Here is a 22,731-nt window from a genome sequence, read left to right on the forward strand (position 1 = left end):
AAACCGGTAGCATTGTTATAATGACCCAGGAAAACCATAGCTGCGACAGCTACTTGAAAAATAGAGGGTATTGCATTGTCATCAAAACAACCGGGAAATTTGATTATCGGACAATCCGGCGGGGCAACCGCTGTGATTAATGCCAGCCTCGTAGGAGCCGTTGAGGCCGCGCTTACTGATCAACGCATCGGTGGCATTTACGGGATGCATCATGGCATTGAGGGTCTACTCAAGGAAGATATCATCGACTTAAGCAATCAACCGAACTCTGTGTGGTCACAGCTCTTACATACACCATCCGCGGCCCTGGGCTCTTGCCGCTATAAACTGCAAGAACACGACCTGGAACGCACCATTGAAATTTTGCGCCGCTACGATATCCGCTATATGCTCTATATCGGTGGCAATGATTCGGCAGACACCGCTCATCAACTGGCCCAGGCGGCACAGCAAGCGAACTATGAGCTCTTCATTATCAGCATTCCTAAAACCATCGATAATGATCTACCATTCACTGATCACTGTCCTGGCTATGGTAGCGCCGCACGCTTTCTGGCCCAGGCCACCCAGGACTCCACAATGAACACGCTCTCAATCCCCTGGCACTATCCAGTTAAAGTGATTGAGACGATGGGTCGAGATGCTGGCTGGCTGACTGCATCGGCTGCCCTGGGAAAACGCCATGAAGACGATGCGCCACACATCCTGCTGCTTCCTGAGCAACCTTTTCAGGAAGAATATTTCCTGACACAGGTTGAGGCGATCTATAAGCGCATTGGCTATGTGATTGTGGTGGCTGCCGAGGCCATTCGGGATACCAGGGGTCAGGCACTGGGGACTGCAGGACAGGCCGGTATGGATGCCTTTCACCATCCCCTCCTCAGTGGAGCCGCCCAATATTTAGTTGAGTTGGTCAAGCGTGAACTGAAGATCCGTGCTCGCTTCGACAAACCCGGCGATCTACAACGCATGTCTTCTGCCCATATCTCTAGCCCTGATCGCGATGAAGCCTACCTGGCTGGTAAGATGGGTGTTCAAGCCCTGCTTGCTGGTGAAAGTGATAAGATGATAACGTTGGTACGTGAAAACCAGGCAGGCTATCACTGCACCACAGGACTGGCAGATTTAGGCCAGGTGGCAAATGTCCAGCGCCTGATGCCAGATGAATATCTGAATGCAGACAAAACCATGGTGACACAGGCTTTTTATGAGTACGCGTTACCCCTGATTGGTGAACCGCTGGTACACCATACTCAATTGGAAATGACGAGGATAAGGCAATGACACAGTTAACGCGAGCAATCCTGATAGTTTTAGACGGTGTTGGCGCGGGCGAGAATCCTGATGCCCATGCTTATGGGGACGAGGGAGCAAGCTCGCTCGAACATTGCGCCCAGGCCATCGGCGGCCTGGAACTGCCCAATCTAGGGAAACTGGGTATCGGCAATATTACACCGATCCTCGGCACACCCGCCCGGCAAGAGGTTGTTGGATCATATGGACGCATGGCGTCTGCAGCCGCCGGCAAGGATAGCACAACCGGACACTGGGAAATGACAGGAGTCGTGCTCTCCAAAGCCCTCCCAACCTATCCACACGGCTTTCCAACCGAGGTTGTCACCGCCTTCGAGCAAGCCATTGGACGCAAAGTCATTGGCAACAAGGTGGCCTCAGGCACTGAAATCATTAAAGAGCTCGGCGAGGAACACGTACGCACCGGCTATCCTATCCTGTATACCTCGGCTGATAGCGTCTTTCAGATCGCAGCCCATCAAGAGGTCATTCCACTCACAGAGTTGTATCAGATGTGTGAGGTGGCCCGTAGTATGCTTACAGGCGATCACGCGGTCGGCCGAGTTATCGCGCGTCCTTTTATTGGTACACCCGGTGCGTTTCAGCGTACCGAGCATCGCCGGGATTTCTCATTAGCCCCTACTGGCATTACATTGTTGGATCGCCTTAAAGATGCAGGCAAGGATGTAATTGGCCTGGGAAAAATTGAGGATCTCTTTGCTGGACGCGGCCTAACGCAACGCGACCATACCGAAACAAATCACGAAGGCATGGATTCAACACTTAATTGGCTTGAGAAAGATTTTACAGGACTACTTTTTGTCAATCTGGTAGAATTTGATATGTTATGGGGACATCGACGAGACAGTCAGGGATACGCCCGGGCTTTACGCGATGTTGATCAGTGGTTACCACAACTACAACAGCGGATGCGGCCTGGAGACGCGCTTTTCTTTACAGCCGATCATGGTGTTGACCCTACCTATCGTGGGACCGATCACACACGAGAATGTGTCCCATTGCTTGCCTATGGAGAGCCGATTCGTGCCGGGGTTGATCTGGGAGTACGCCCAACCTTTGCCGATCTAGGACAAACGTTAGCCGAAGCCTTTGGTGTAGAAGCCCTGACCGCTGGAACCAGTTTCGCACGCATATTGGGGTTGGTATGACAGAGCTACAACGGGATAACAAAGTTGGTGTAGCACAGGGAGCATTCATGCAAGGTGAACGCATCCAACTACGCCGGCCAAATATGAAAGATGCCGAGTTCGTCTTTCATTGGGAACGCGATGATGAGGTCTGGCGCTACGACATTCATCGACCATATTCACGTACGATGGGCGAATTTTTGCCCATCTTTGAGCGCAACTATGTCCGTGGCAATGGACGCCAGTTCTGGTTTATCATTGAAGACGAAACAAAAAGCCCTATCGGCACCATCACATACTTCAATGTTGATAACCGACTGGGTCAGGTCGAAGTCGGCCTGGGACTCGGCGAGAAGACGCGCTGGGGAAAAGGATATGGACCAGAGGCGATCAGCACGTTGGTGCAACATCTCTTTACTCTACCTGGCATTCGACGCGTCTATGCAGAAACTGCTTTAGCCAATCATCCCTCTCGACGAGCCTTTGCAAAAGCCGGCTTTGTCGAGGTTGGACGCATCTACGATCCCCGCAGTACGGGCGAACCATGGGTACTACTGGAAATATGGAAAAAACATATCCTGTAAACAGTTAAGAAAGGAGATGAGTTTTCTCTTGTCGCGAGACCTTGATACTCCCAACAGGGGAAGGCTCATAAATAACCATGAATACCTCTAATACAACCGTTGATCCATCCATCTTTAAAGCATATGATGTGCGTGGTGTCTACGGTGAAACATTACACGCGGAGACAGCCTATCGTATTGGACGCGCAGCCGCCCAATACTTACATGTATCTGAAATCGCTGTTGGTCGCGACATGCGCGTTTCATCCCCACAGATCGCCGAGGCGCTGATTCGTGGTATCAGTGACCAGGGCGTCAATGTTATTGATCTGGGACAAATCACCACAGACGGACTTTATTTCGCGGTTGGAAAATTCAAGTATGCCGCTGGTGCGATGGTCACCGCTTCTCATAATCCTGGCAAATACAATGGCATCAAATTCTGCCGCGCCGAGGCATTTCCAATTAGTCTGGATACCGGACTGGGAGATATCCGCGACCTGGCCGTAAGTGGCAATTTTGCTGAATCGACGAAAAAAGGTGAAGTGAGCCAGCGTGATGTCATCGACGATTATGTCCAGCATGCCCTTTCTTTCATCGATGTCAAAAAACTCAAACCCCTCAAAGTCGTCATCGACGCCGGTAACGGTATGTCCGGTCTGATCATGCCTCGCGTCTTCAAACACCTGCCCTGCGAACTGGTTCCATTATACTTTGAACTTGATGGCACCTTCCCACATCATCCAGCCAGTCCGATTGAGCCTGAAAATATGGTGGATGTCCAGAAGAAGGTTCGCGAAGTAGGCGCTGATGTCGGAGCAGCCTTTGATGGCGATGCCGACCGCATGTTCCCGGTTGATGAGCATGGCAACCTGGTCGACGGCTCCATGGTCACCCTGGCGGTCACCAACAGCCTGCTCCAGAAACAACCCGGTTCGACTATTCTCTATAACCTGATCGTTTCTAAAAGCGTGCCAGAGCTGATCGAGAAGCTCGGAGGCAAGGGACTGCGCACACGCGTTGGCCACTCCTTCATCAAAGCAGATATGCGCAAAGCCAATGGCATCTTCGGCGGTGAGCATTCCGGCCACTTCTACTTCCGCGACAACTGGTTCGCTGATTCCGGTCTGATTGCCCTGTTGATCATGCTTGAGCTGATTTCAGTCGAGGATAAACCTTTATCCGAAATCATCAAGCCGCTGGATCAGTGGGTACGCAGTGGTGAAGTCAACAGCACGGTCAGCGACACAACATCCAAACTCAAGGCACTGGAGGAACACTTCGGTAAAACGGCAAAATCCATTGATAAACTGGATGGTCTGACCGTGGATTATGGCGACTGGTGGTTCAATGTTCGTCCATCCAACACCGAGCCACTCCTGCGTCTGAATGTTGAAGCGAAGAATCAGGCACAGTTAGAACAGAAGCGTGACGAAGTCCTCGCTTTTATCCGTGGCTAAAAAACGTGTAACTATGGGCTTGATAGCTTGCTCCATCGAGCTATCAAGCCTATCCCGGTTATGATGGATATTCACAGATCACTGGCAAAAAACAAGCGGATACTCAAAAAAACCATCAGACAGCCAATTTATTTATTGACGAGGTATGACCTGGGTCATATAATGACAGCAGATCGAAGCATAAAGAAATCATAGATGCCCAAAGAATTGCGTATGTGCCATAAGCTTCAGAGGTATCCCTCTGTATTCCCCATTCTGGTCACATCAAGACGTTTCACACGCCTTGCAGGCACTATGTTTTATCTTGCGCATGATACGTCAATTCTTTAAAATAGTGAGGAGTACAAAGATGTACGACATATGTCACAAGGAGCAACTATTTTGAAAATTCATGAATATCAGGCCAAGGATATTCTGGCGAAATATGGCATCCCGGTTCAGCCCGGAAAAGTTGCCCATACGCCGGAGGAGGCCGAAGCCATTGCCCGTGAACTGGGCGAACCAGTTGTGATTAAAGCCCAGGTCTATGTTGGTGGACGTGGTAAGGCCGGTGGCATTCAGTTTGGTGATACTCCCGAACAGGCACGTGAGGCCGCTACCCGCGTGCTCGGTATGGATATTAAAGGCCTGACCGTCGAAAAGGTACTGGTTACCTCGAAGATCGATATCAAAGATGAATACTATCTGGGTATCGTCCTCGATCGCAAGTCCCAGGCTCCTGTTGTGATGGTTTCGACCGCCGGTGGTATCGATATCGAAGAAGTTGCAGAGAAAACGCCCGAAAAAATCATTCAGCAACCAATTGATATGCGCTGGGGACTGCGACCCTTTGAGGCCCTGGACATTGTGACACGTGCTGGCTTCCCGTCGAATATTCTACGCCAATCAGCCGCTATTCTGGCTGCACTGGCCAAAGCCTTCATCGAGAGTGATGCCAACCTGGCCGAGATCAATCCATTGGCCTATACGACCGATGGCAAGGTTCTGGCTGCCGACGGCAAAATTGTCATTGATGACAATGGCTTGTTCCGCCAGAAAGAGTATGCAACCTGGGCAGAGCCAGAAGAAGCCAATCCATTAGAGTATGAAGCCAAACAGGCCGGTCTGACCTATGTCAAACTGGACGGTGATGTTGGCATTATCGGTAATGGTGCAGGACTGGTGATGACGACCCTGGATATGGTCGCCCGCGCCGGTGGTAAGCCTGCTAACTTCCTGGACATCGGCGGCGGTGCTAAAGCCGAGGTCATGTATAAGTCGTTGACGTTTGTGGCACGTGATCCCCAGGTCAAAGGTATCCTTGTCAATATCTTCGGCGGTATTACCCGCGGTGAAGAGGTGGCCAAGGGTGTCATTATGGCCCAGGCAGAGCTTCCCAAAGGCATGCCGATCGTTGTCCGCCTCTCAGGAACAGGTGCCGAAGAAGGACGCGCCTTACTCAAAGACGCAGGACTGGACTGGGGTAAAGATATGCGCGACGCATCAGAGAAGATTGTAGCCGCGATAGCTCGAACGGAAAAAGGACTGTAAGGGATTATGAGTATTCTATTAGATAACACAACACGCGTCATCGTCCAGGGCATCACCGGTCGTGAAGGCCAATATCATACACGCAACATGATTGCTGCCGGCACCAATGTCGTGGGTGGTGTGACCCCCTCTAAAGGCGGTCAGACCGTCGAAGGCGTTCCTGTCTTTGATACGGTTGCTCAGGCGAAAGCCGCAACGGATGCCAATGCCAGTTGTATCTTCGTTCCGCCTGCAGGTGCAGCAGATGCGATCATGGAAGCCGCCTCGGCTGGTATCAAATTGATTGTTTGTATCACCGAAGGTATTCCAGTCGTAGATATGACACGCGCAATGCTGGTCGTACGCGAAAAAGGTGCAACCTTGATCGGCCCCAACTGTCCGGGCATGTGTACCCCGGGTTTCGGTAAGATTGGTATTATCCCTTACCAGATCTTCAATCCAGGCCCTGTTGGCTTCATCTCACGCTCAGGTACCCTGACCTATGAAGTCGTCTCCTTGCTGACAGGCGCGGGCATTGGCCAGTCAACCTGTATCGGTATTGGTGGCGATCCAATCATTGGCTCGACCTTTGCGGACTATCTCAGCCTGTTTGAGAAAGATCCACAAACCAAGGTTGTGGTCATGTGCGGTGAGATCGGCGGTAGCGACGAAGAAGACGCAGCAGAGTTCATCAAAACAATGACCAAACCTGTCGTCGCCTTTGTATCAGGTCGGACCGCACCTGCCGGTAAACGCATGGGACACGCTGGAGCCATCATCTCTGGCAATACTGGTACCGCGCAAGGAAAAGTCTCAGCCTTACAGGCCGCAGGCGTTCCTGTCGCTGATACCATTTTTGATATTCCTGAATTAGTCAAAAAAGTACTCTAACACATATTGCTGGGATATCTCTGGTTCCGACCAGGGGTATCCCACCTAGAACACGCCCAGGCAACTTGAGACTGCCTGAACAAGGAAATGTATGACAACGGCCCTCGTCTATGATCCAATATTTCTCGAACATCACGTTCCACAGGGACATCCCGAACGTCCCCAGAGAATGGAGATGTCTATCGGCTATCTGAAAGCGCTTAACTGGCTTGAGCGCCCTGGACTCGTGCAACTGGCACCACGTGCGGCCAGTATGGAAGAATTAACAGCAGTACATGAGCGTGAGTATATCCAGGAGGTTGAAGCATTAAGTCAGCAGGCAGCTGCGGCTGATGCCGATACGGCCACATCGAACAGTTTGCCGCTGGGTACCGACACCTTTGTCTCAGCCAAAACCTATGAGGCAGCCCTCAAAGCGGCTGGTGCTCCATTGACGGCCCTGGATGCGATCATGAAGGGCGAGATCAACAACGCCTACTGCCTGGTGCGCCCACCAGGACATCATGCGGTGGCAGAGGCTGGTTTTGGCTTCTGTGTCTTTAATAATGTGGCCGTCGCGGCACGTTATGCCCTGGATCATTATGGGCTTGAGCGCGTCATGATCATTGATTATGATGTACACCATGGCAATGGCACGCAGGAAATGTTCTATGACGATCCACGTGTGCTCTACTTTTCAGTCCATCAGTTCCCTTTCTTTCCAGGCACTGGTGAAACAGAGGAACTTGGAGAAGGCGCGGGCACGGGCACCACGATCAACATTGCCTTGCCAGCTGGCTCAGGTTATGAAATCTATGAGCCCATTTTCCGACAGATTCTTGCTCCAGCAGCAGATCGCTTTAATCCTCAGTTGATTCTGGTTTCGGCCGGTTTCGATGCGCACTGGAAAGAAGCCGAAGGACATACAGGTGTACAGCCTGGAATGCGCCTGTCGACCGCTGGCTTTGCCAAACTCAATGAGATTATTATCAAGCTCGCCGATACACTCTGCGAAGGCCGTTTGATCATGGTCCAGGAGGGCGGCTATGATCTGGATGTCGTCGCCTCTGGCGTGGCTACCAGTATCAATCAATTGCTGGGTGGAGTCGAGGCCGTCGATAATTATGGCCAGGCTCCGGATATTGACTACCAGCTTAATACCGACGTGGTAATCTCTGAATTACGTCGTATTCATCAACTAACAGGCTATCGCATGCGCAACCAGGCCAAACCGGACCGAGAAAAGTTGTTGCGTGAAGTCAAAGGGCCAGTGATCACCAAAACACCTGCCTCTGAACCCGCTCCTACCGATAGCAACACATGTTGCCAGGATGAAGAATAACTAGCAGGAAGGGAAGAGTTGAGGTGCCAACTCATCATCTTCCTTTCTTACCACCTTTACTCGTTATTGACTCATAACTATATTGAGAGATACACTACAACTGAGGTAAGGATAATTTGAACCTTACCAGGGGGAACAGGTTGGATGAGAACCCGTTTCTTCTTCTCAAGTATATGCCCAGGCAGAGGAACTATGCTACATAAGCATCGCGAGGTACGTGTACTCCGGTCCGAAAATATTCCGGCCATTGAGCGGCTTTTGCGTACATCCGAGTATGTCTACCAACGTTTTACGCTCAATGAGCTCCCTTTGTTATTACAACGCTATCCAGCTGTCGGCCTGTGGAATGATACAACCCTTTATGGATTTTTGCTCTCACAAATTATTAATCCACCCCTGGCCTGGTTCAGCGGCTTTGGTGTCAGTTGGACGGCAAGTAAAGATTATGTAACGGTGCTTGGAACCCTGCTCGATGAATTGTATGAGTATCTACGGGCTGAAGGTGTACGCTATTTGCACTATTCAGGCAATGATAGTGACAACGATTGGCTACGTGCCCTCCTGCTCGGTCGCGGCTTTATTCCATATCGTAGCCTCTATTCCTATGACAAGTTTGATTATCAGATTCCTAGCCCGGGTAACCAGGACGTGGTCATCCGTCCCGTGGATCTCAAACGCGACCTAACCGAGCTATTAAAAATCGAAGTGGCCTGCTTTGAAGATCTCTGGCGCTATGATCCTATCTCCTTCCAGGACATTGCCGGTACGCATCCTTACTTCGTAGTGGCCGAATTGGCGGGACAGGTAGTAGGGTATCAATTTAATGCTCTGGATGATGATTTTGGCTATCTGATTCGTATTGCAGTTCATCCTGCTGTGGGTAGTAAGGGTGTTGGCACGCGTTTGATGGCCGAGGCGATCCATTTTTTTCAACAGGCACGCGTTTCACGTATTATGCTCAACACCCAGGAAGATAATTATCATGCCCACCGCCTCTACGAGTGGTTTGGCTTTTTACGGCTGCAACAAAAAGGCTTCGTGCTGCGCAAAAGCCTTTAGGGTAGACCCAACAGATAGCGCACCGTGAGTGGCGTGCTCTTATTTTTAACCGAAAGCGCATAGGGTTTGCCGGTATGCACCTTATTCTGCACCTGTTGAAAGGTCGTGTCGTTGATGAGGATATCATTATCAGACACATTGTTTTGCAAGCGCGAAGCCACATTAACGGCATCGCCGATAGCGGTATAATTCTGTAGCCGCTCCTGCGCGCCAACATTACCCACCGTAGCCGGACCCGTATTGACACCAATCCCAAAGGAGACTTGCACCTCTTGCGGTTGTGAACGTTGATACTCTAACACGGCCATCCGCATCTTCCAGGCGGCCCGTACCGCTCGTAAAGCATGGTCAGGTTGGGCCAGTGGGGCATTGAAGATCGCCATTAATGCATCTCCCTGAAAAGCCGTCAGTGTTCCAGATTCTTCCCAGATCGCATCACACATCGTCTTCAGATACCGATTGATCAGGTGCATTACTTCTTCAGGGTGCATATTCTCGCTCAAACGTGTGTATCCACGAATATCAGCAAAGACCACCGAGATTTCCTTGGTCTCACCACCCAGATGTAAAGCCATTGGATCACGGATCAACTGTTCAACCACACTGGGATGAACGTAGCGTTCAAAAATACCACGAACTTGTTTTGCCCGCGCTTCTGAGCGCTTCAACTCGGTCTGATCATCAATCACCAGCGCTATACCAATATGCGTTCCCTGCATATCTCGCAACGAGCTCACATAATAATTCAAGCTGGCGATATCATCGCGCTCACGACCGGGAATCTTACAGTTGATAGCCTGCTTAATCAAGGTACCGTGCTCATGATGAGCCTGCGCGCTATAAAGCGTATCGATAATTCCTACCTGAGGGGGCAAAATTTTGAATGCTTCACGATAATGTTTACCCAGAACCATATTGGGATGCAAGCGCAGAATAATACTGGCCGCAGCATTAAACGTCGTAATCATCCCCTCTGAGTTGGTGGTAACGACCCCATTAGCAATAGAACCAAAGATATTGTCCATATACTGCTTATCTTCGCGAACCGTGCGAATAGCCCGGTTCAAATCAGCAAAAAGGCGCGCATTATCGATAGCAATAGCGGCCTGATTACAGAAAGCCAGCAGGAGTTCCAGGTGTTTCTTATTAAAGAGGCGCGTATTATAGCGGCTATCAACGTAGACCGCTCCGATGCAATTATTGCGTACGATCAAAGGCGCACACATGATAGAGCGGATGCCATAGACCAGAATACTCTGATTATCCTTTAAACCCTCATCCAGTTGGGCGTCATCGGTCAGCAATGGCTGGCGGGAATCAATAACTTTTTTGATCGTATGGCGGCTGATCTGAGCGGTAGCAAAGGCACTCTCTGAAATGGTATTGGCATTTTTATCACGGGCAACTGTCAGTTCGGATGCACCGGAACTGGTATTCACCAGCATGAGTACGCCACGTTCCGCTTTGACAAACTGGATCACACGATCCATTACCAGGGACAATACTTCATCAAATTCAAGGGTGGAGTTGAGGGTACGGGCAATTTCAGATAGAGTCTCTAACTCATTCCGTTGCTGCTCTAAATTGAAAATACTCGTCACCATCGCTTCGCGCTCATGCTCAAAGGACTTATGCTGAGATTGCGCTGGTGGTGAAGCTGGTAAAGCTGGTCGGGCCAGACCTGGAGCCTGCGCTGTATTTACGGCCCGCTGCATAGCCTGATAAATACGTCCGAGCTCAATATCCGCATTGCGGCTCACATGTAAGGCATCACTCAATAAGCGCACCCGGGGATCGCTGCCCTCACTGGCAAAGGTGCCCTCAACGGCAATACTTAGTTTCTCAGAACTTTCATGAATAAGGCGCGAAACGCGGATCATCCGCTCACTGATAATGCGTAATTCATCGCCTGCTTTTCCAGATAAATCGGCCGAGATCACGCAGATTCCTCCCTCCAAAACAGAAACACGTCCGTTGTGGATATGCTATGCACCGACATAAGTGGGCATATACTTCAATCTATAAACGCATATGCCCACTTATTATAGCACAGCAACGCTGGATCTGCGCCTGACCCACTATATCCCCTGTGTCTCCAGAGATGCCTTGAAAGATTGAGGCTTAAAGCCAAAATCGCGCTCTACACTATCAAGGTCGGTAGTGTTATTAAAGGAGAAAAGCGTCATCGCAGCGGTTGTCAGGGGTGGTTTAGGCAGGATGGCCTCCATAACGGCCGCGCCAATTCCTACCAATGGCGTTGGTGCATACACCTTCGGACGGCTCTTATGGGTCGCCTTCAACAATACATCAAATACCTGAGAGAATGAGTAATACTCAGGTCCACCAATCGTAAAGATCTTACGATTAGTACGCGCCGGATCCTCCAGAACTTTAAGGATAACCGTTACCACGTCATCCACAGCGATGGGCTGAAATTGTGTCTTGCCCCCACCAATCAAAGGAACCACCGGAGCCGTCTGAATCAGATCGACCAGTCCCTTAATAAAAGGAGCACCTTTCCCAAACAGGACAGAAGGGCGGATAATAGTCCAGTCGAGACCACTCTCGATCAACATCTTTTCTGACAGATAGCGTCCCTGCATATAACTGCCCGGTTTATCAGGTTTGGTGCCCAGGCCACTAATCTCCACAATCCGTTTTACACCGGCAGCTTTTGCGGCCAGGATGAGATTTGAGGTGCCACCAACATTCGTTTCTTCATAGTGATTTCCCACAGATTGTTTGCGATCAGCGGTCATAAACGCTGCATGAACAATCGTCTCAATGCCACGAACAGCATTCTCCAGGGTTGCTGGTTGGGTAGTTGCTCCCTGAACCAACTCCACTTTATCCGCTGGAAGTATGGTGGCGGCTTTATCCACATCGCGTACCAGACAGCGAGGACGCTCACCTTGAGCTACCAACCTGGCCACCATATGCTGACCGATAAAACCTGTCGCACCTGTAATTAATATCATAGTTGTGCCCCTCTCCTTGAAACAAAGAACTGTATGCTAGAGATGTCAGGCAAATGGACATCAGGTACTATTAGCGTCCCTTTTCCATAGATTTGCATCTACGCCAGGAATGGTTCGTCCGAGTACCAGTTCTACTATAAGGGAACAAAATTATTGAAACCAGGGGACAGCAACATGAATTATAAAGCGAGTCAGCACCTCAATTTTTAGCGTAACGCCTCAATGGGGAGAAAGATACGGACACAAACGCCTTCATTTGGAGCGGTTTTGACTGTTACATTCCCACCCGCGATAGCAAGCAACGCACTATGGGTAAGTAAACCACCACCAGTACCGGTAGTCGAGCTATTAGAACCCACAATCCCTACACCATCATCGATCACCCGTACTTCTAAATGGGGATCACAGGTCGCAGAGATGGTTATCTTCAGGTGACGGTGTACATCAGTGCCCCGTGCATGACGAGCCGCATTGCGCAACGCTTCCTGCACAGCAGCAAAGATTAACTCTGCAATGGCTGGCGGCACAACATCATCAATAAAACTAGCCGTCTCTTCTGAGACCTGCCATTCGATCGCATCAAACGCCTGTCGAAAATCCTGCTCAAGCATGGTATGAATCGCGGTCATCATTCCATCACGTTCAAGTCGATGGGGCGCACCTGTAGACATAGCTCGCATCATCGAGGCTAGTTGACGATGAACTGTGCTAATCGAGCCAACCACCTCGTTCAAGGACTCCTCAAAACGTTCTGGCTCTACCTGCTCCTGCCGATTCAGTGAGCGCATAGTCTCCAGGCTAAGCAAGGCCAGATGGAGCATTGGCAATGTTTCATCGTGCAAAACGCGTCGTTGCTGCGCACCTAATAATTTCACGTCTACGACCCTCCGTCGTAGTAAACCAGCGACTGCCAGCATCGCTTCGTGGTCACGCAACGTATCCAGCATACGCTGCCCACACGCCTGCGCCAGATCCATGTCCTCATTGGTAAATGCGCCACCATTCTGCCGTGGACCAAGATAGAGTCTGGCTACCAGTCCTAATTCATCATAGATAGGCAAAACCCAGCAGATAACTGGCAGGCCCTGAAGCATAACGCGAATGCGATAGTTGTGCAGACCCGAGCGTAGACTTTGCTTGCCATCGCCATTGCCCAATATCTGTTCATTGCTACCCGTTCCACCTAATTCCTGGGAAAGAGAAGGAGCATCCAGGATCGACCAGCGGTAAGAGAAACTTCGTCTTACCGGACCCGCCAGCACAACCAGACGGGCGCAACGTACCTCTAGCACCTCTTTGCAGAGGTGAAAGAAGAGAGCCTCCATATTCTGCTCAGTCTTCTGTAAATCAGTATTCAGCCAGTGACGTACACTGGTACTGCGCAAAAAAGGTCCCAGCAGCGCCACATAGCGATCATGGGCAGTATAGCTACTCCAGGTAAACAAGGCATAGGTGCCAGTCGCGATCATAGTAATGAGAAGCAAACTTCCCAATGAGCTACGCGTACTCAATAACAGGAAAGAGATAAATAAGGCGATGGTAGTGGCAACAATTACAATCCCCCTCCACTGCTCAAAAAAGCCACGGCGAGCTAATGGCCGTTCAATCAAAATTCCATGGCGCACAATTGAATATCCTATCAAGAGCACTATTAAAGCTACGCAGCCAGTTGCATAGACATCCAGTATAATCAGACTGGTCGGAATTGTATTAAGGTCAACCACAGGAGTGGTCGGTGGCGGGCGATGACTCTGTACATTGAGCCAGTTGATCATTGACCAGACACCCATGCTGCCCAGGCTAATAGTCAGACAGACCATGAAGAGCGCGGCCAACAACAGGACTGGCCGTGCAAGATGCCAGGACAATATGGGCTCCTCTAGATTATCCACAGCAATCTGATCATCCCAAAAAGCATCTACCAGTGCACGACGTAAGGATAATGTACGGGCCCGGCGTATACCATAGCGCCATAACGCCGTCAACAGGCGCCCTACCCGTGCCGGCGTAAACCAGGGACCAATCACACAAAATGTCACATAGACTAAAAATAAAATCGGCACGGCTACCAGGGGAAAGGATGGACTCATCTGCCGGGTACCATCAAAATCGCTACCATAGGCCAGCCAGAAGAGCGTCTCTTTGAACGTAAAGGTCGACTGATTGCTGAGCAGAATAAATAAGACGCTACAACCCAACGCCGCGCTACTCAGTAACAAAACAGGCCGCCGTCGACGCCACTTGCCGTTCAAAAAGGAGGCATAATAGAGTCCAATCACAAACCAGATATATGGTACTCCCAGGGCAGGAAACCAGATCAAGCGCCACAAAAAATCGGTTGAGACTGGACCACCAGCGGATTTAGAGAGGGGGCCGGAGATTAATAGCGAATGCACAAAGAAAAATAGCGCAGCCAGGCTCAATCCCACCACACCCACACGGGCAATCAAGCTATGACGATCCCCATTTAACCACACAGTAACAGCCAGCCACAAAAAAGCAATTAAATTAAAGATAGAAAGAGCAAGAGCAATTGTTTGTAGAAGCAAGGCAGGAGTATGAAAAAAGAGCACGGGCATCACTATTCTTCTTTATAGAGTGGGACCCATTCACCCCGACGGTCTTGTACCAGCGCAATGCCATTTTCGTCCCACATTACCATACGGTTAAGCATAAAAATCAAGGTTGCGCGTGCACGAGCAACTTTGTCGTCCACGGCATTCTCACTCAATCCCCAGGCGGCGTAGATACGTCCATTCGTTCGACTCACCGCACGCTTGTCATGCAAACTTAAACGTGTAGCAATCTGCTCATTGGTCATACCTTGCGCCATCAACTCAGCCACCCGCAACTCATTCGGTTCCAACAGTGCTCGTGGCGACTGCTCATCTAAATCGCGCACTTCCTGTACGCGATCCTCGATCTCAGGATCGACCAGGCTCCGACCACTCACGGCATCACGTAACAACGGCACCAGCATGCTGGGCAATAAATAGTTACTTTTGCGCACGTATGCATAGTGTGTCAGGATTCCTGAGGCACGAAATTCGCGATAATACTCATCATCATCTTGAATAGAATAAAAAACGACTGGCATACGTGGACGCTCACGCCGGATAGCCACCGCCGCGCCAACGCCACTCAGGGCGCGCCGCCCTGCCTGTGGGTCCCGCAACTGGACATCCATCAGGATTACCTCCATATCCAGTTCCAGCGCTCTCGTCACCGCCTCACGACCCGTAGCCGCCTCTCCCACTACCTGTATCTCTCTGGTCGCCTCTAATCCCTGGTAGAGCGCTTTACGTAAAGGACCGTGGTCGTCAACAAGTAATATTTTAAGTGTTCCCATACAACCGGACTACTCCATGCGATGCAATCATCAATCAACTTTTTATCAAAAGAATGATGATGTCTACTGGCCGCCTCCATACATTTTGTCCAGTATAGCAATTTTCGCCACAAGAAGATAGCATCCGAGACCGCAAAAAAATGCACTCGCGATCAACGGTATCATAAACGTTCCCTAAAATTGTAGTGAACTATTTACAACTCTTGCGTTTTCTGCTATAATTCGTCCCATGAAGTTAAGTGATTATGCCAAAATAAAAGGTGTCCGTTATGAAACAGCTTGGCGGTGGTTTCATGCTGGACAAATTAAAGGTCGTAGATTCGGTAGGACCATTATCGTTGAGGATGAAGAAATTCAAGAGCAGAAGATTCTGCAAAAAGTGGCGGTCTACGCTCGTGTGTCTTCTGCTGAGAATACATCCAATCTTGATAGTCAGGCAGAGCGCTTAGTTGCCTATTGTGCAGCCAAAGGCTATCAGGTGACGAAGGTGGTGAAAGAAGTCGGATCAGGCGTCAATGATAGCCGTCCAAAGTTCCTTGGTCTGCTTTCTGATCAATCGATCACGCTCATCGTGGTGGAGCATAAGGACAGAGGGACGAGGTTCGGGTTTCGCTATATTGAAACCTTACTCAAAGGGCAAGGGCGTGACATTGAGGTCGTGAACCAGGCCGATAACGAAACAGAAGATCTGCTAGCCGATCTTGTTTCGATCATTTCTAGCTTCTGCGCCAGACTGTATGGACAAAGACGAGCGAAACGCAAAACCGAGAAGATTGTCGCAGCATTAGAGAAAGGAGAGGAGGATGCAACTGGTCGAGAAGCACGTGATCAAGAAAACTGATCCACGCTTTGCGGCTCTTGATCGTGCGGCATTTGCCTCCAAAAATCTCTATAATGCTGCACTCTACGAGATCAGACAGCACTTCATCTTCACTGGTAAGTACGTGAACTATAATGCCATCGATAAGATCATGCAGAAGCACGAGGCGTATCGCGCCCTACCCACCAAAGTGCCTCAGCAAGTACTCAAACTTCTCGACAAGAATTGGACATCCTTCTTTGCGGCACTGCGAGCCTATAAAGACGATCCATCCCGTTTTTTAGGACGGCCAAAGTTACCCGGATACAAAGACAAGCAAGCAGGGAGGAATGTGCTTGTCTACACCATCCAGGCATTGTCACAACCAGCATTACGCCAAGGCATCATCAAACCATCTCAACTTGGCATCGAGGTGCGAACCAGACAGCGAAACGTTGATCAAGTTCGCATTGTCCCCACACGATCTGGGTGCTATGTGGTTGAGGTGGTCTACACCCAGGTGGAAGAACAGAAAGCACTAGATCCATCTCTTGTTGCAGCGGTAGATATTGGAGTGAATAATCTTGTGGCGCTAACATCAAACAAACCTGGCTTCGTGCCACGACTTGTTAACGGGCGATCAATCAAGAGCGTCAACCAACGCTACAACAAACAGGCGGCAAACATGCGCAGGAAGATGAGTCACAATCATCACACATCACAGACATTAGAACGAGTCTCGGCCAAGAGAACCCGACGCATTGATCACTGCATGCATACGGTTTCCAGATGCATTATTGATGTGCTGGTGATCGAGCAGATCGCAACGTTGGTGATTGGGAAAAATCCTGGTTGGAAGCAAGAATCCACCATGAGCAAAAAGAATAACCAGCACTTTGTGCAATTGCCACATGCCAGATTTATCGACATGTTGACCTACAAAGCGACATTGGTGGGGATCGCTGTCATGGTGCAAGAGGAAAGCTACACGAGCAAAGCCAGTTTCCTTGATCTGGATACGATCCCAGTCTACGGGAAAACGGGTGAGGAGAAACCTGTCTTCAGTGGAAAACGGATAGCACGCGGTTTGTACAAAGCAAAGAGCGGGAGAGCATTCAATGCCGATGTGAACGGCAGCTATAACATTTTGCGCAAAGCACTCCCAGATGCTTTCAGCAATGGGATAAAGGATGTGAATAAGACGCTGGTAGTGTTACCAGCGTCTTTAGTAGTGCATCCTGTGAGGATAGTCATTCCCTCCAAACTCAAAATGTCTAGAAAACGCTAGAGTTTTGGAACTATTGTCATATTCGGCAAGCTTGAGGTAAGATTACATCTCAACCCAATGGGAATACCATATGGGGTGAGATGTATGTAACCAATAGCTCAAAATTGATATTTGTGCATACAGGTAGTTATGATATATTGAAATCAGGTGGAGAAAACTATACCATAACACCGTACCAGGTAGGGGTATTAACCAGCAACAACCTGTGTGACGTTCCTGCTTAGATAAATACATCATAGAGGATAAAGAGAAATGACAATAGGGTCAAACCCACAACATAGTATCCAGATTGGACTCCTGCTGCATAATCACCAGCCAGTGGGAAATTTCCCCTGGGTATTTCAGCAAGTATATGAAGAATCTTATTTGCCAATGATTGAGGCATTAGAACGACATCCAGGTGTGCGGCTTTCACTTCACTATACAGGATCGCTACTGGACTGGTTAGAAGAGGCCCATCCTGAGTTCTTACAGCGTGTCTCCCGTCTGGTTGCCAGAAAACAGGTCGAGATTGTTGGCGGTGGCTACTATGAGCCGATCCTGCCTTCAATCCCTGATAGCGATAAAGTGACGCAAATTCGCCGTCTCTCTGAGCGCGTAAAAGCTGATTTTGGGACACAGCCGACCGGCATGTGGCTGGCAGAACGTGTTTGGGAGCCAAGCTTACCACGTTATTTAACTGAAGCGGGCATTGAGTGGACTATTCTGGATGATATCCATTTTAAAAATGTGGGTTTACAAGACAATGACCTCTATGGGTATTATGCTACTGAAGATCAGACCGGAATTTTAAAAGTCTTCGCTACCAGTCAGTCGCTGCGGTATACTATTCCCTGGCGCCCACCTCATGAGACGATTGAGACGTTGAGAAAGCTGGCCACAGCTGATGGTAATCGCATTGTAGTGATGGGTGACGATGGCGAGAAATTTGGCAGCTGGCCAGATACACATCCTTATTGCTGGGGCCATGATGGACGCTCAGGTTGGGTTGACCAGTTCTTTACAGCCCTGGAAGAAAATGCCGAGTGGCTGCATACGACACCACTGGGTGAACACGCCACACAGCATCCGGCCCTGGGACGTGTATATATTCCTACCTCATCGTATATCGAGATGACCGAGTGGGCCTTGCCTGCCCAGCGCGCCTACCAATTCTCACAACTGGTCCATCAATTGGAGCATGAGAAGCGCAATGATGTTTTACAATTCATGCGTGGCGGTTTCTGGCGCAGTTTCCTGGTGCGCTATGCAGAGATCAACAATCAGCATAAAAAGATGTTGCGCGTCCATAACCATGTCCAGGCCGCTGGCGCTGGTGAAGAGGCAGGTCTGACCCATCTCTTGAAAGCCCAGGCCAATGACACATACTGGCATGGTCTCTTCGGCGGTATCTACATGGCGCATGTACGCTCAGCTATTTATCACCATCTGATCAAAGCCGAGAACGCTGCCGATAAAATCACACACGGTACAGCACCCTGGCAGCAGTATGAGTTCACTGATTTTGAACGCAATACCCTGCAACAGTTGATCATTGAAGGCGATCAGCAAAACCTTTATCTGGACCCCCAGCATGGCGGCAGCCTGTTTGAGTGGGATCTCCGTCGCAGTGCGCATAACCTGCTTAGCGTTATGACCCGGCAAGAGGAAAGTTACCACCAGACCTTGCGGGCATATGAGCAGGAACGTCGTCGCAATGCAGCTAGCGGCTCTTCACAGCAAGCAGCGGGTGATCCTGGCAATCCACACAGCACGATTCGGACCAAGGAAGCCGACCTGGATCAACACCTGGTCTTTGATCGCTATCGCCGCAGCAGCCTTGTCGATCATTTCCTGCCCGCTGGCCTACCAATGGTCAGTTTCTCTCAGGTACGCTATGAAGAACTGGGCAACTTTGCCAATCAACCCTATGAGACCAACGTCTCTCAGGATGAACAGGGTATCACCGTGGTTATGAGCCGCCAGGGACAGGTTAAACGCACTGGTGCATTCGGTCCTCTCCCTGTGCTCCTGACCAAGACGCTCTTCGTTCCACAGGGTGAGGAAAAAATCGTCGTGCGCTATCGTATTGAAAATCAGGGACAGGCACGCCTGCAAAACAACCTTCGCTACGGAGTGGAACGTGAACCTCCTTGGTGGTGGTGGCAATCCACAGGCATACTGCACCGTGGAGGGCCAGCAACTGCCAAGCCACAGTTTTGACAGCACTGGAGAAGTCCTCAATGTCGACAAGATACATATCGGCAACAGCTGGTTAGAACAGGATATGGGCTTTGCCCTCAGTGAAACAGCCACACTCTGGCATTTCTCAATCGATACCGTCACCGGTTCAGAAGCGGGCTTTGAACGTACCCATCAGGGCAGCAACTTTACTTCTATGGCAACTGGCACTCGATAGTGGCGAAAGCTGGCATGTTGAGATGATTGCTCAGGGACGTCGGACAGAGTAGCCTAAAGGTCCTAAGACCATACACATAAACAGGCAAGGTTGAAAAAAGAATCGTAGCTATGACGTTGAATATAAGAGAGTGTATAATCAATTCATGGCACATTCTCTTAACTCAGGAGAGAAAGGCGTCATAGCTACGATTTTTTCTATATAAGTTACCTGGCAACTATCTCAATTCAGTCAACGATTTATGTTGTTGGGATAACCATCGATTATTGTGTATATAGAATAGAAAGGAGCAGTGAAGGTGCAGAGAGTTTTGCTAGTACAACATACCTGGGAAGATCCCCATGGCTATCTAGGCACACTCCTGGAGCACCATGGCATTGACTATGATGTTGTGCAGGCTGAAAATACGCCCCTTCCTGATCCAACGGCCTATGCAGCGGTTATTGCATTGGGCGGTTCACAACATGTCTATGCAGACGCGGAATATCCTTACCTGATCCAGGAAAAAATCTGGCTGCAACAGGTTATCAGCCAGGATATTCCCTACTTAGGTATTTGCCTGGGTGGACAAATGCTCGCTGATGTACTTGGTGGAAAGGCACGACAACATATTCTGACAGAAATTGGATTTTTCGACGTTCAGCTCACTCCCCAGGGACAACAAGATCCTTTGTTCGCAGGCATTACCCATTCCCAGAAGGTCTTTCACTGGCATGAAGATACATTTGACTTGCCAGCAGAGGCCATGCTTTTAGCAACAAGTACCAATACAGAGAATCAGGCATTCCGCTATGGACGCTGTTCCTACGGGCTTCAGTACCACATAGAACTTGATAGTGATACTCTTAATACCTGGCTTTACCATCCGTCAATGAAAGAGAGTATTATCGAGGTGCTTGGACTTCCAGCATACCAGGCCATAGAGCAAGAGCGGGAAAAAGCGTTTCCTATTTATCAACAGCACACCAAAACGCTATTCGAGAATTTTCTAGGGATCTGCAACCTGATCCATTGAAAAATGGTATCTAAGGGTGCAAAACCCTTTTCTTTTCGTCTTGCAATCTGATATACTTGCACTCAATAGTTTATTCTACCAACAAGTATGGGTTCGTCCAATACACCAATCTAGCGGACCCCAAAAATGTATAGAACGGAAACGTTGGGGTTGTGACCAGGTAGAGCAAGTATCACAAGGGAAGTACAAACATTTAAAGGTATTCCTGGACCAAGAGGTCTGTTCTATTGTAAATGGTATAGACATGAATTATCAAGTGATAAACAAAAGAACAACATCTATAGTGAAATCACCCGAAAGGCAGCAGTCGAAGAAGATGCCACACAAAACACGACATTATAAACGTAATAATATCCATCATCTTCATAAGCGATCACCTTTCGCTACTTCTAGCCGCAGCATCGCCAACGAACGCCACCCAACCCGCAATGAAGACAATATGATTATAGATGAGCTCGGTGGCCTTTTTGCTGTTTTTGATGGCGTTGGGGGCAGCGCAGCCGCTGAAATCGCTTCTCAGACCGCAGCAAATTCAACACGTCAGACATGGAAACGTGTACTGACCAAAGATCGCCAGCGGCGCAAAGCTTATACTTTTCTAGAAGATTGCAACAAGCGTGACATGTGCAAAGTTTTAGAAAAACTTATTCTAGATTCTGATGAAGAAGTACGGACAAACGGCGCAGATAGAGCTGGCACCGATGATCTCGCAACGACAGTCGCCCTCGCCGCAATTTGTCGTCAACCGAATTCACATGATTATACTATGTTTTATGCGCACGTAGGAGATAGTCGTATCTATCTTTTGCGTGGTGAGGAACATTTAAAACGCCTGACACATGACGATGGTCTGCTAACCAAACTGGTTGAAAATCAGATCGTCAATGAATACCACGCCTTCCGTATTGATCAGGCCATGCGAGCCGATCAACTCTCTGAAGTTGAGTATAGCTACTTCCGACTCCGTGGTGGCATCACCCAGGCCCTGGGCGGTCCTATCCGCCAACCATCCATACAGATAAGATCAGTATTCATCCCGGAGATCGCGTCTTACTTTGTACCGATGGCATCCACGATAATTTGACTGATGAAGAAATTGAAAATATCCTGAGAAACAGCCCTCGCCAATCCGCAGGCCGTATCCTGGTTGAAAGCGCCCGCCAGAGATCACATGAAGACCGTAATCACACCATACGTTCAAAACCTGACGATATGAGTGCGATTGTCATGACATGTCGTTTCTGATTTTGCCAGTGTATCAAGTATATCGACACCGATTGTGTTCTCATAAACGGTAGAAAATGATCCATGCAAAGCGGGGTCGCTAGCGGCCCCAAAGCTTTCTTCATCTCAGTTGCCAGAATCTCAGCTGTCACACCCTCTTTCAATACATCCCTCAACTCAGCTTCCTCGGATAACAACGTAAAAATCTCAACTGCTCTATTGACGACTAAAGTTTTTAGTATGTATTACTGAACAAAACACTGATAAATATAAATGTAACCATTCTACTATTCTAAAACAGGTTACAATTATATCAGGCTACATGCTATGGATAGACAGCACCAGAACATATTATTTCCCTTTCTATCGCTAACCAACGAAGAAAACTGCCAGAAAGGGAAGTGAGCCACAAACATCATTATTTTTATCAACCTGT

Annotated in this window: 17 protein-coding genes and 1 pseudogene; 14 read left to right on the forward strand and 4 right to left on the reverse strand. The window is 49.3% G+C overall.

What is annotated here, in order from left to right; genetic code table 11:
- The first annotated feature begins 75 nt into the window (after positions 1-75).
- The 8 genes from KDW_RS01690 (at position 76) to KDW_RS01725 (ending at position 9,244) form a co-directional block, all read left to right on the forward strand.
- Positions 76-1,284: a 6-phosphofructokinase gene (locus tag KDW_RS01690; protein ID WP_151754359.1), complete on the forward strand. Its 1,209-nt coding sequence runs from the start codon at positions 76-78 to the stop codon at positions 1,282-1,284.
- Positions 1,281-2,462, forward strand: a complete 1,182-nt coding sequence (locus KDW_RS01695; protein WP_151754360.1) for a phosphopentomutase — start codon at positions 1,281-1,283, stop codon at positions 2,460-2,462. The genes KDW_RS01690 and KDW_RS01695 overlap by 4 nt, the downstream gene beginning before the upstream one ends.
- On the forward strand, positions 2,459-3,025 hold the full coding sequence (locus KDW_RS01700; RefSeq protein ID WP_151754361.1) for a GNAT family N-acetyltransferase: 567 nt from the start codon (positions 2,459-2,461) through the stop codon (positions 3,023-3,025). The genes KDW_RS01695 and KDW_RS01700 overlap by 4 nt, the downstream gene beginning before the upstream one ends.
- A 77-nt stretch (positions 3,026-3,102) precedes the next feature.
- Positions 3,103-4,464, forward strand: a complete 1,362-nt coding sequence (locus KDW_RS01705) for a phosphohexomutase domain-containing protein (protein WP_151754362.1) — start codon at positions 3,103-3,105, stop codon at positions 4,462-4,464.
- Positions 4,465-4,845: 381 nt separating this feature from the next.
- Positions 4,846-5,994, forward strand: coding sequence for an ADP-forming succinate--CoA ligase subunit beta (gene sucC / locus KDW_RS01710; RefSeq protein WP_151754363.1), 1,149 nt, complete (start codon positions 4,846-4,848; stop codon positions 5,992-5,994).
- Between the two features lie 6 nt (positions 5,995-6,000).
- Complete coding sequence (sucD, locus tag KDW_RS01715; protein WP_151754364.1) at positions 6,001-6,864, forward strand: succinate--CoA ligase subunit alpha; 864 nt, start codon at positions 6,001-6,003, stop codon at positions 6,862-6,864.
- 91 nt (positions 6,865-6,955) lie between these two features.
- The gene (locus KDW_RS01720; RefSeq protein WP_151754365.1) at positions 6,956-8,185 is read left to right on the forward strand and encodes a histone deacetylase family protein; all 1,230 of its coding nucleotides are present in this window, start codon (positions 6,956-6,958) and stop codon (positions 8,183-8,185) included.
- 192 nt (positions 8,186-8,377) lie between these two features.
- Positions 8,378-9,244, forward strand: coding sequence for a GNAT family N-acetyltransferase (locus tag KDW_RS01725; RefSeq protein WP_162004861.1), 867 nt, complete (start codon positions 8,378-8,380; stop codon positions 9,242-9,244).
- Here the strand turns inward: KDW_RS01725 and KDW_RS01730 are convergent.
- The 4 genes from KDW_RS01730 to KDW_RS01745 form a co-directional block, all read right to left on the reverse strand.
- Positions 9,241-11,184, reverse strand: a complete 1,944-nt coding sequence (locus KDW_RS01730) for an adenylate/guanylate cyclase domain-containing protein (RefSeq protein ID WP_151754367.1) — start codon at positions 11,182-11,184, stop codon at positions 9,241-9,243. The two genes, KDW_RS01725 and KDW_RS01730, sit on opposite strands and share 4 nt — an antisense overlap.
- Before the next feature lie 138 nt (positions 11,185-11,322).
- A complete protein-coding gene (locus KDW_RS01735; protein ID WP_151754368.1) occupies positions 11,323-12,222 on the reverse strand; it encodes an SDR family oxidoreductase in 900 nt (299 codons plus the stop codon).
- 206 nt (positions 12,223-12,428) lie between these two features.
- A complete protein-coding gene (locus tag KDW_RS01740) occupies positions 12,429-14,801 on the reverse strand; it encodes a sensor histidine kinase (protein ID WP_151754369.1) in 2,373 nt (790 codons plus the stop codon).
- Positions 14,802-14,803: 2 nt separating this feature from the next.
- Entirely contained in the window at positions 14,804-15,571 is a 768-nt protein-coding gene (locus KDW_RS01745) for a response regulator transcription factor (RefSeq protein ID WP_151754370.1), read from the reverse strand.
- A gap of 229 nt (positions 15,572-15,800) precedes the next feature.
- Between KDW_RS01745 and KDW_RS01750 the strand changes: the two genes are divergently transcribed.
- The 6 genes and pseudogenes from KDW_RS01750 to KDW_RS35705 all read left to right on the forward strand — a co-directional run bounded on the left by KDW_RS01750 (position 15,801) and on the right by KDW_RS35705 (position 22,316).
- Positions 15,801-16,412 (forward strand): IS607 family transposase, encoded by a 612-nt coding sequence (locus tag KDW_RS01750; protein ID WP_151754371.1) that lies wholly within the window; start codon positions 15,801-15,803, stop codon positions 16,410-16,412.
- Positions 16,375-17,658 (forward strand): RNA-guided endonuclease InsQ/TnpB family protein, encoded by a 1,284-nt coding sequence (locus tag KDW_RS01755; protein ID WP_151754372.1) that lies wholly within the window; start codon positions 16,375-16,377, stop codon positions 17,656-17,658. The genes KDW_RS01750 and KDW_RS01755 overlap by 38 nt, the downstream gene beginning before the upstream one ends.
- Before the next feature lie 252 nt (positions 17,659-17,910).
- Positions 17,911-20,056 (forward strand): annotated as a pseudogene (locus KDW_RS01760) (alpha-amylase/4-alpha-glucanotransferase domain-containing protein).
- Positions 20,057-20,366: 310 nt separating this feature from the next.
- Positions 20,367-21,071, forward strand: coding sequence for a type 1 glutamine amidotransferase (locus KDW_RS01770; RefSeq protein WP_162004863.1), 705 nt, complete (start codon positions 20,367-20,369; stop codon positions 21,069-21,071).
- Between the two features lie 316 nt (positions 21,072-21,387).
- Complete coding sequence (locus KDW_RS01775; protein WP_162004864.1) at positions 21,388-22,155, forward strand: PP2C family protein-serine/threonine phosphatase; 768 nt, start codon at positions 21,388-21,390, stop codon at positions 22,153-22,155.
- Positions 22,101-22,316 carry a hypothetical protein gene (locus KDW_RS35705; RefSeq protein ID WP_371876241.1) on the forward strand — a complete coding sequence of 72 codons (216 nt, stop codon included), beginning with the start codon at positions 22,101-22,103 and terminating at the stop codon, positions 22,314-22,316. Before KDW_RS01775 ends, KDW_RS35705 begins: the two co-directional genes overlap by 55 nt.
- The last annotated feature ends 415 nt before the right edge of the window (positions 22,317-22,731 follow it).

The organism is Dictyobacter vulcani, from assembly GCF_008974265.1.
In the GTDB taxonomy this organism is placed as follows: domain Bacteria; phylum Chloroflexota; class Ktedonobacteria; order Ktedonobacterales; family Ktedonobacteraceae; genus Dictyobacter; species Dictyobacter vulcani.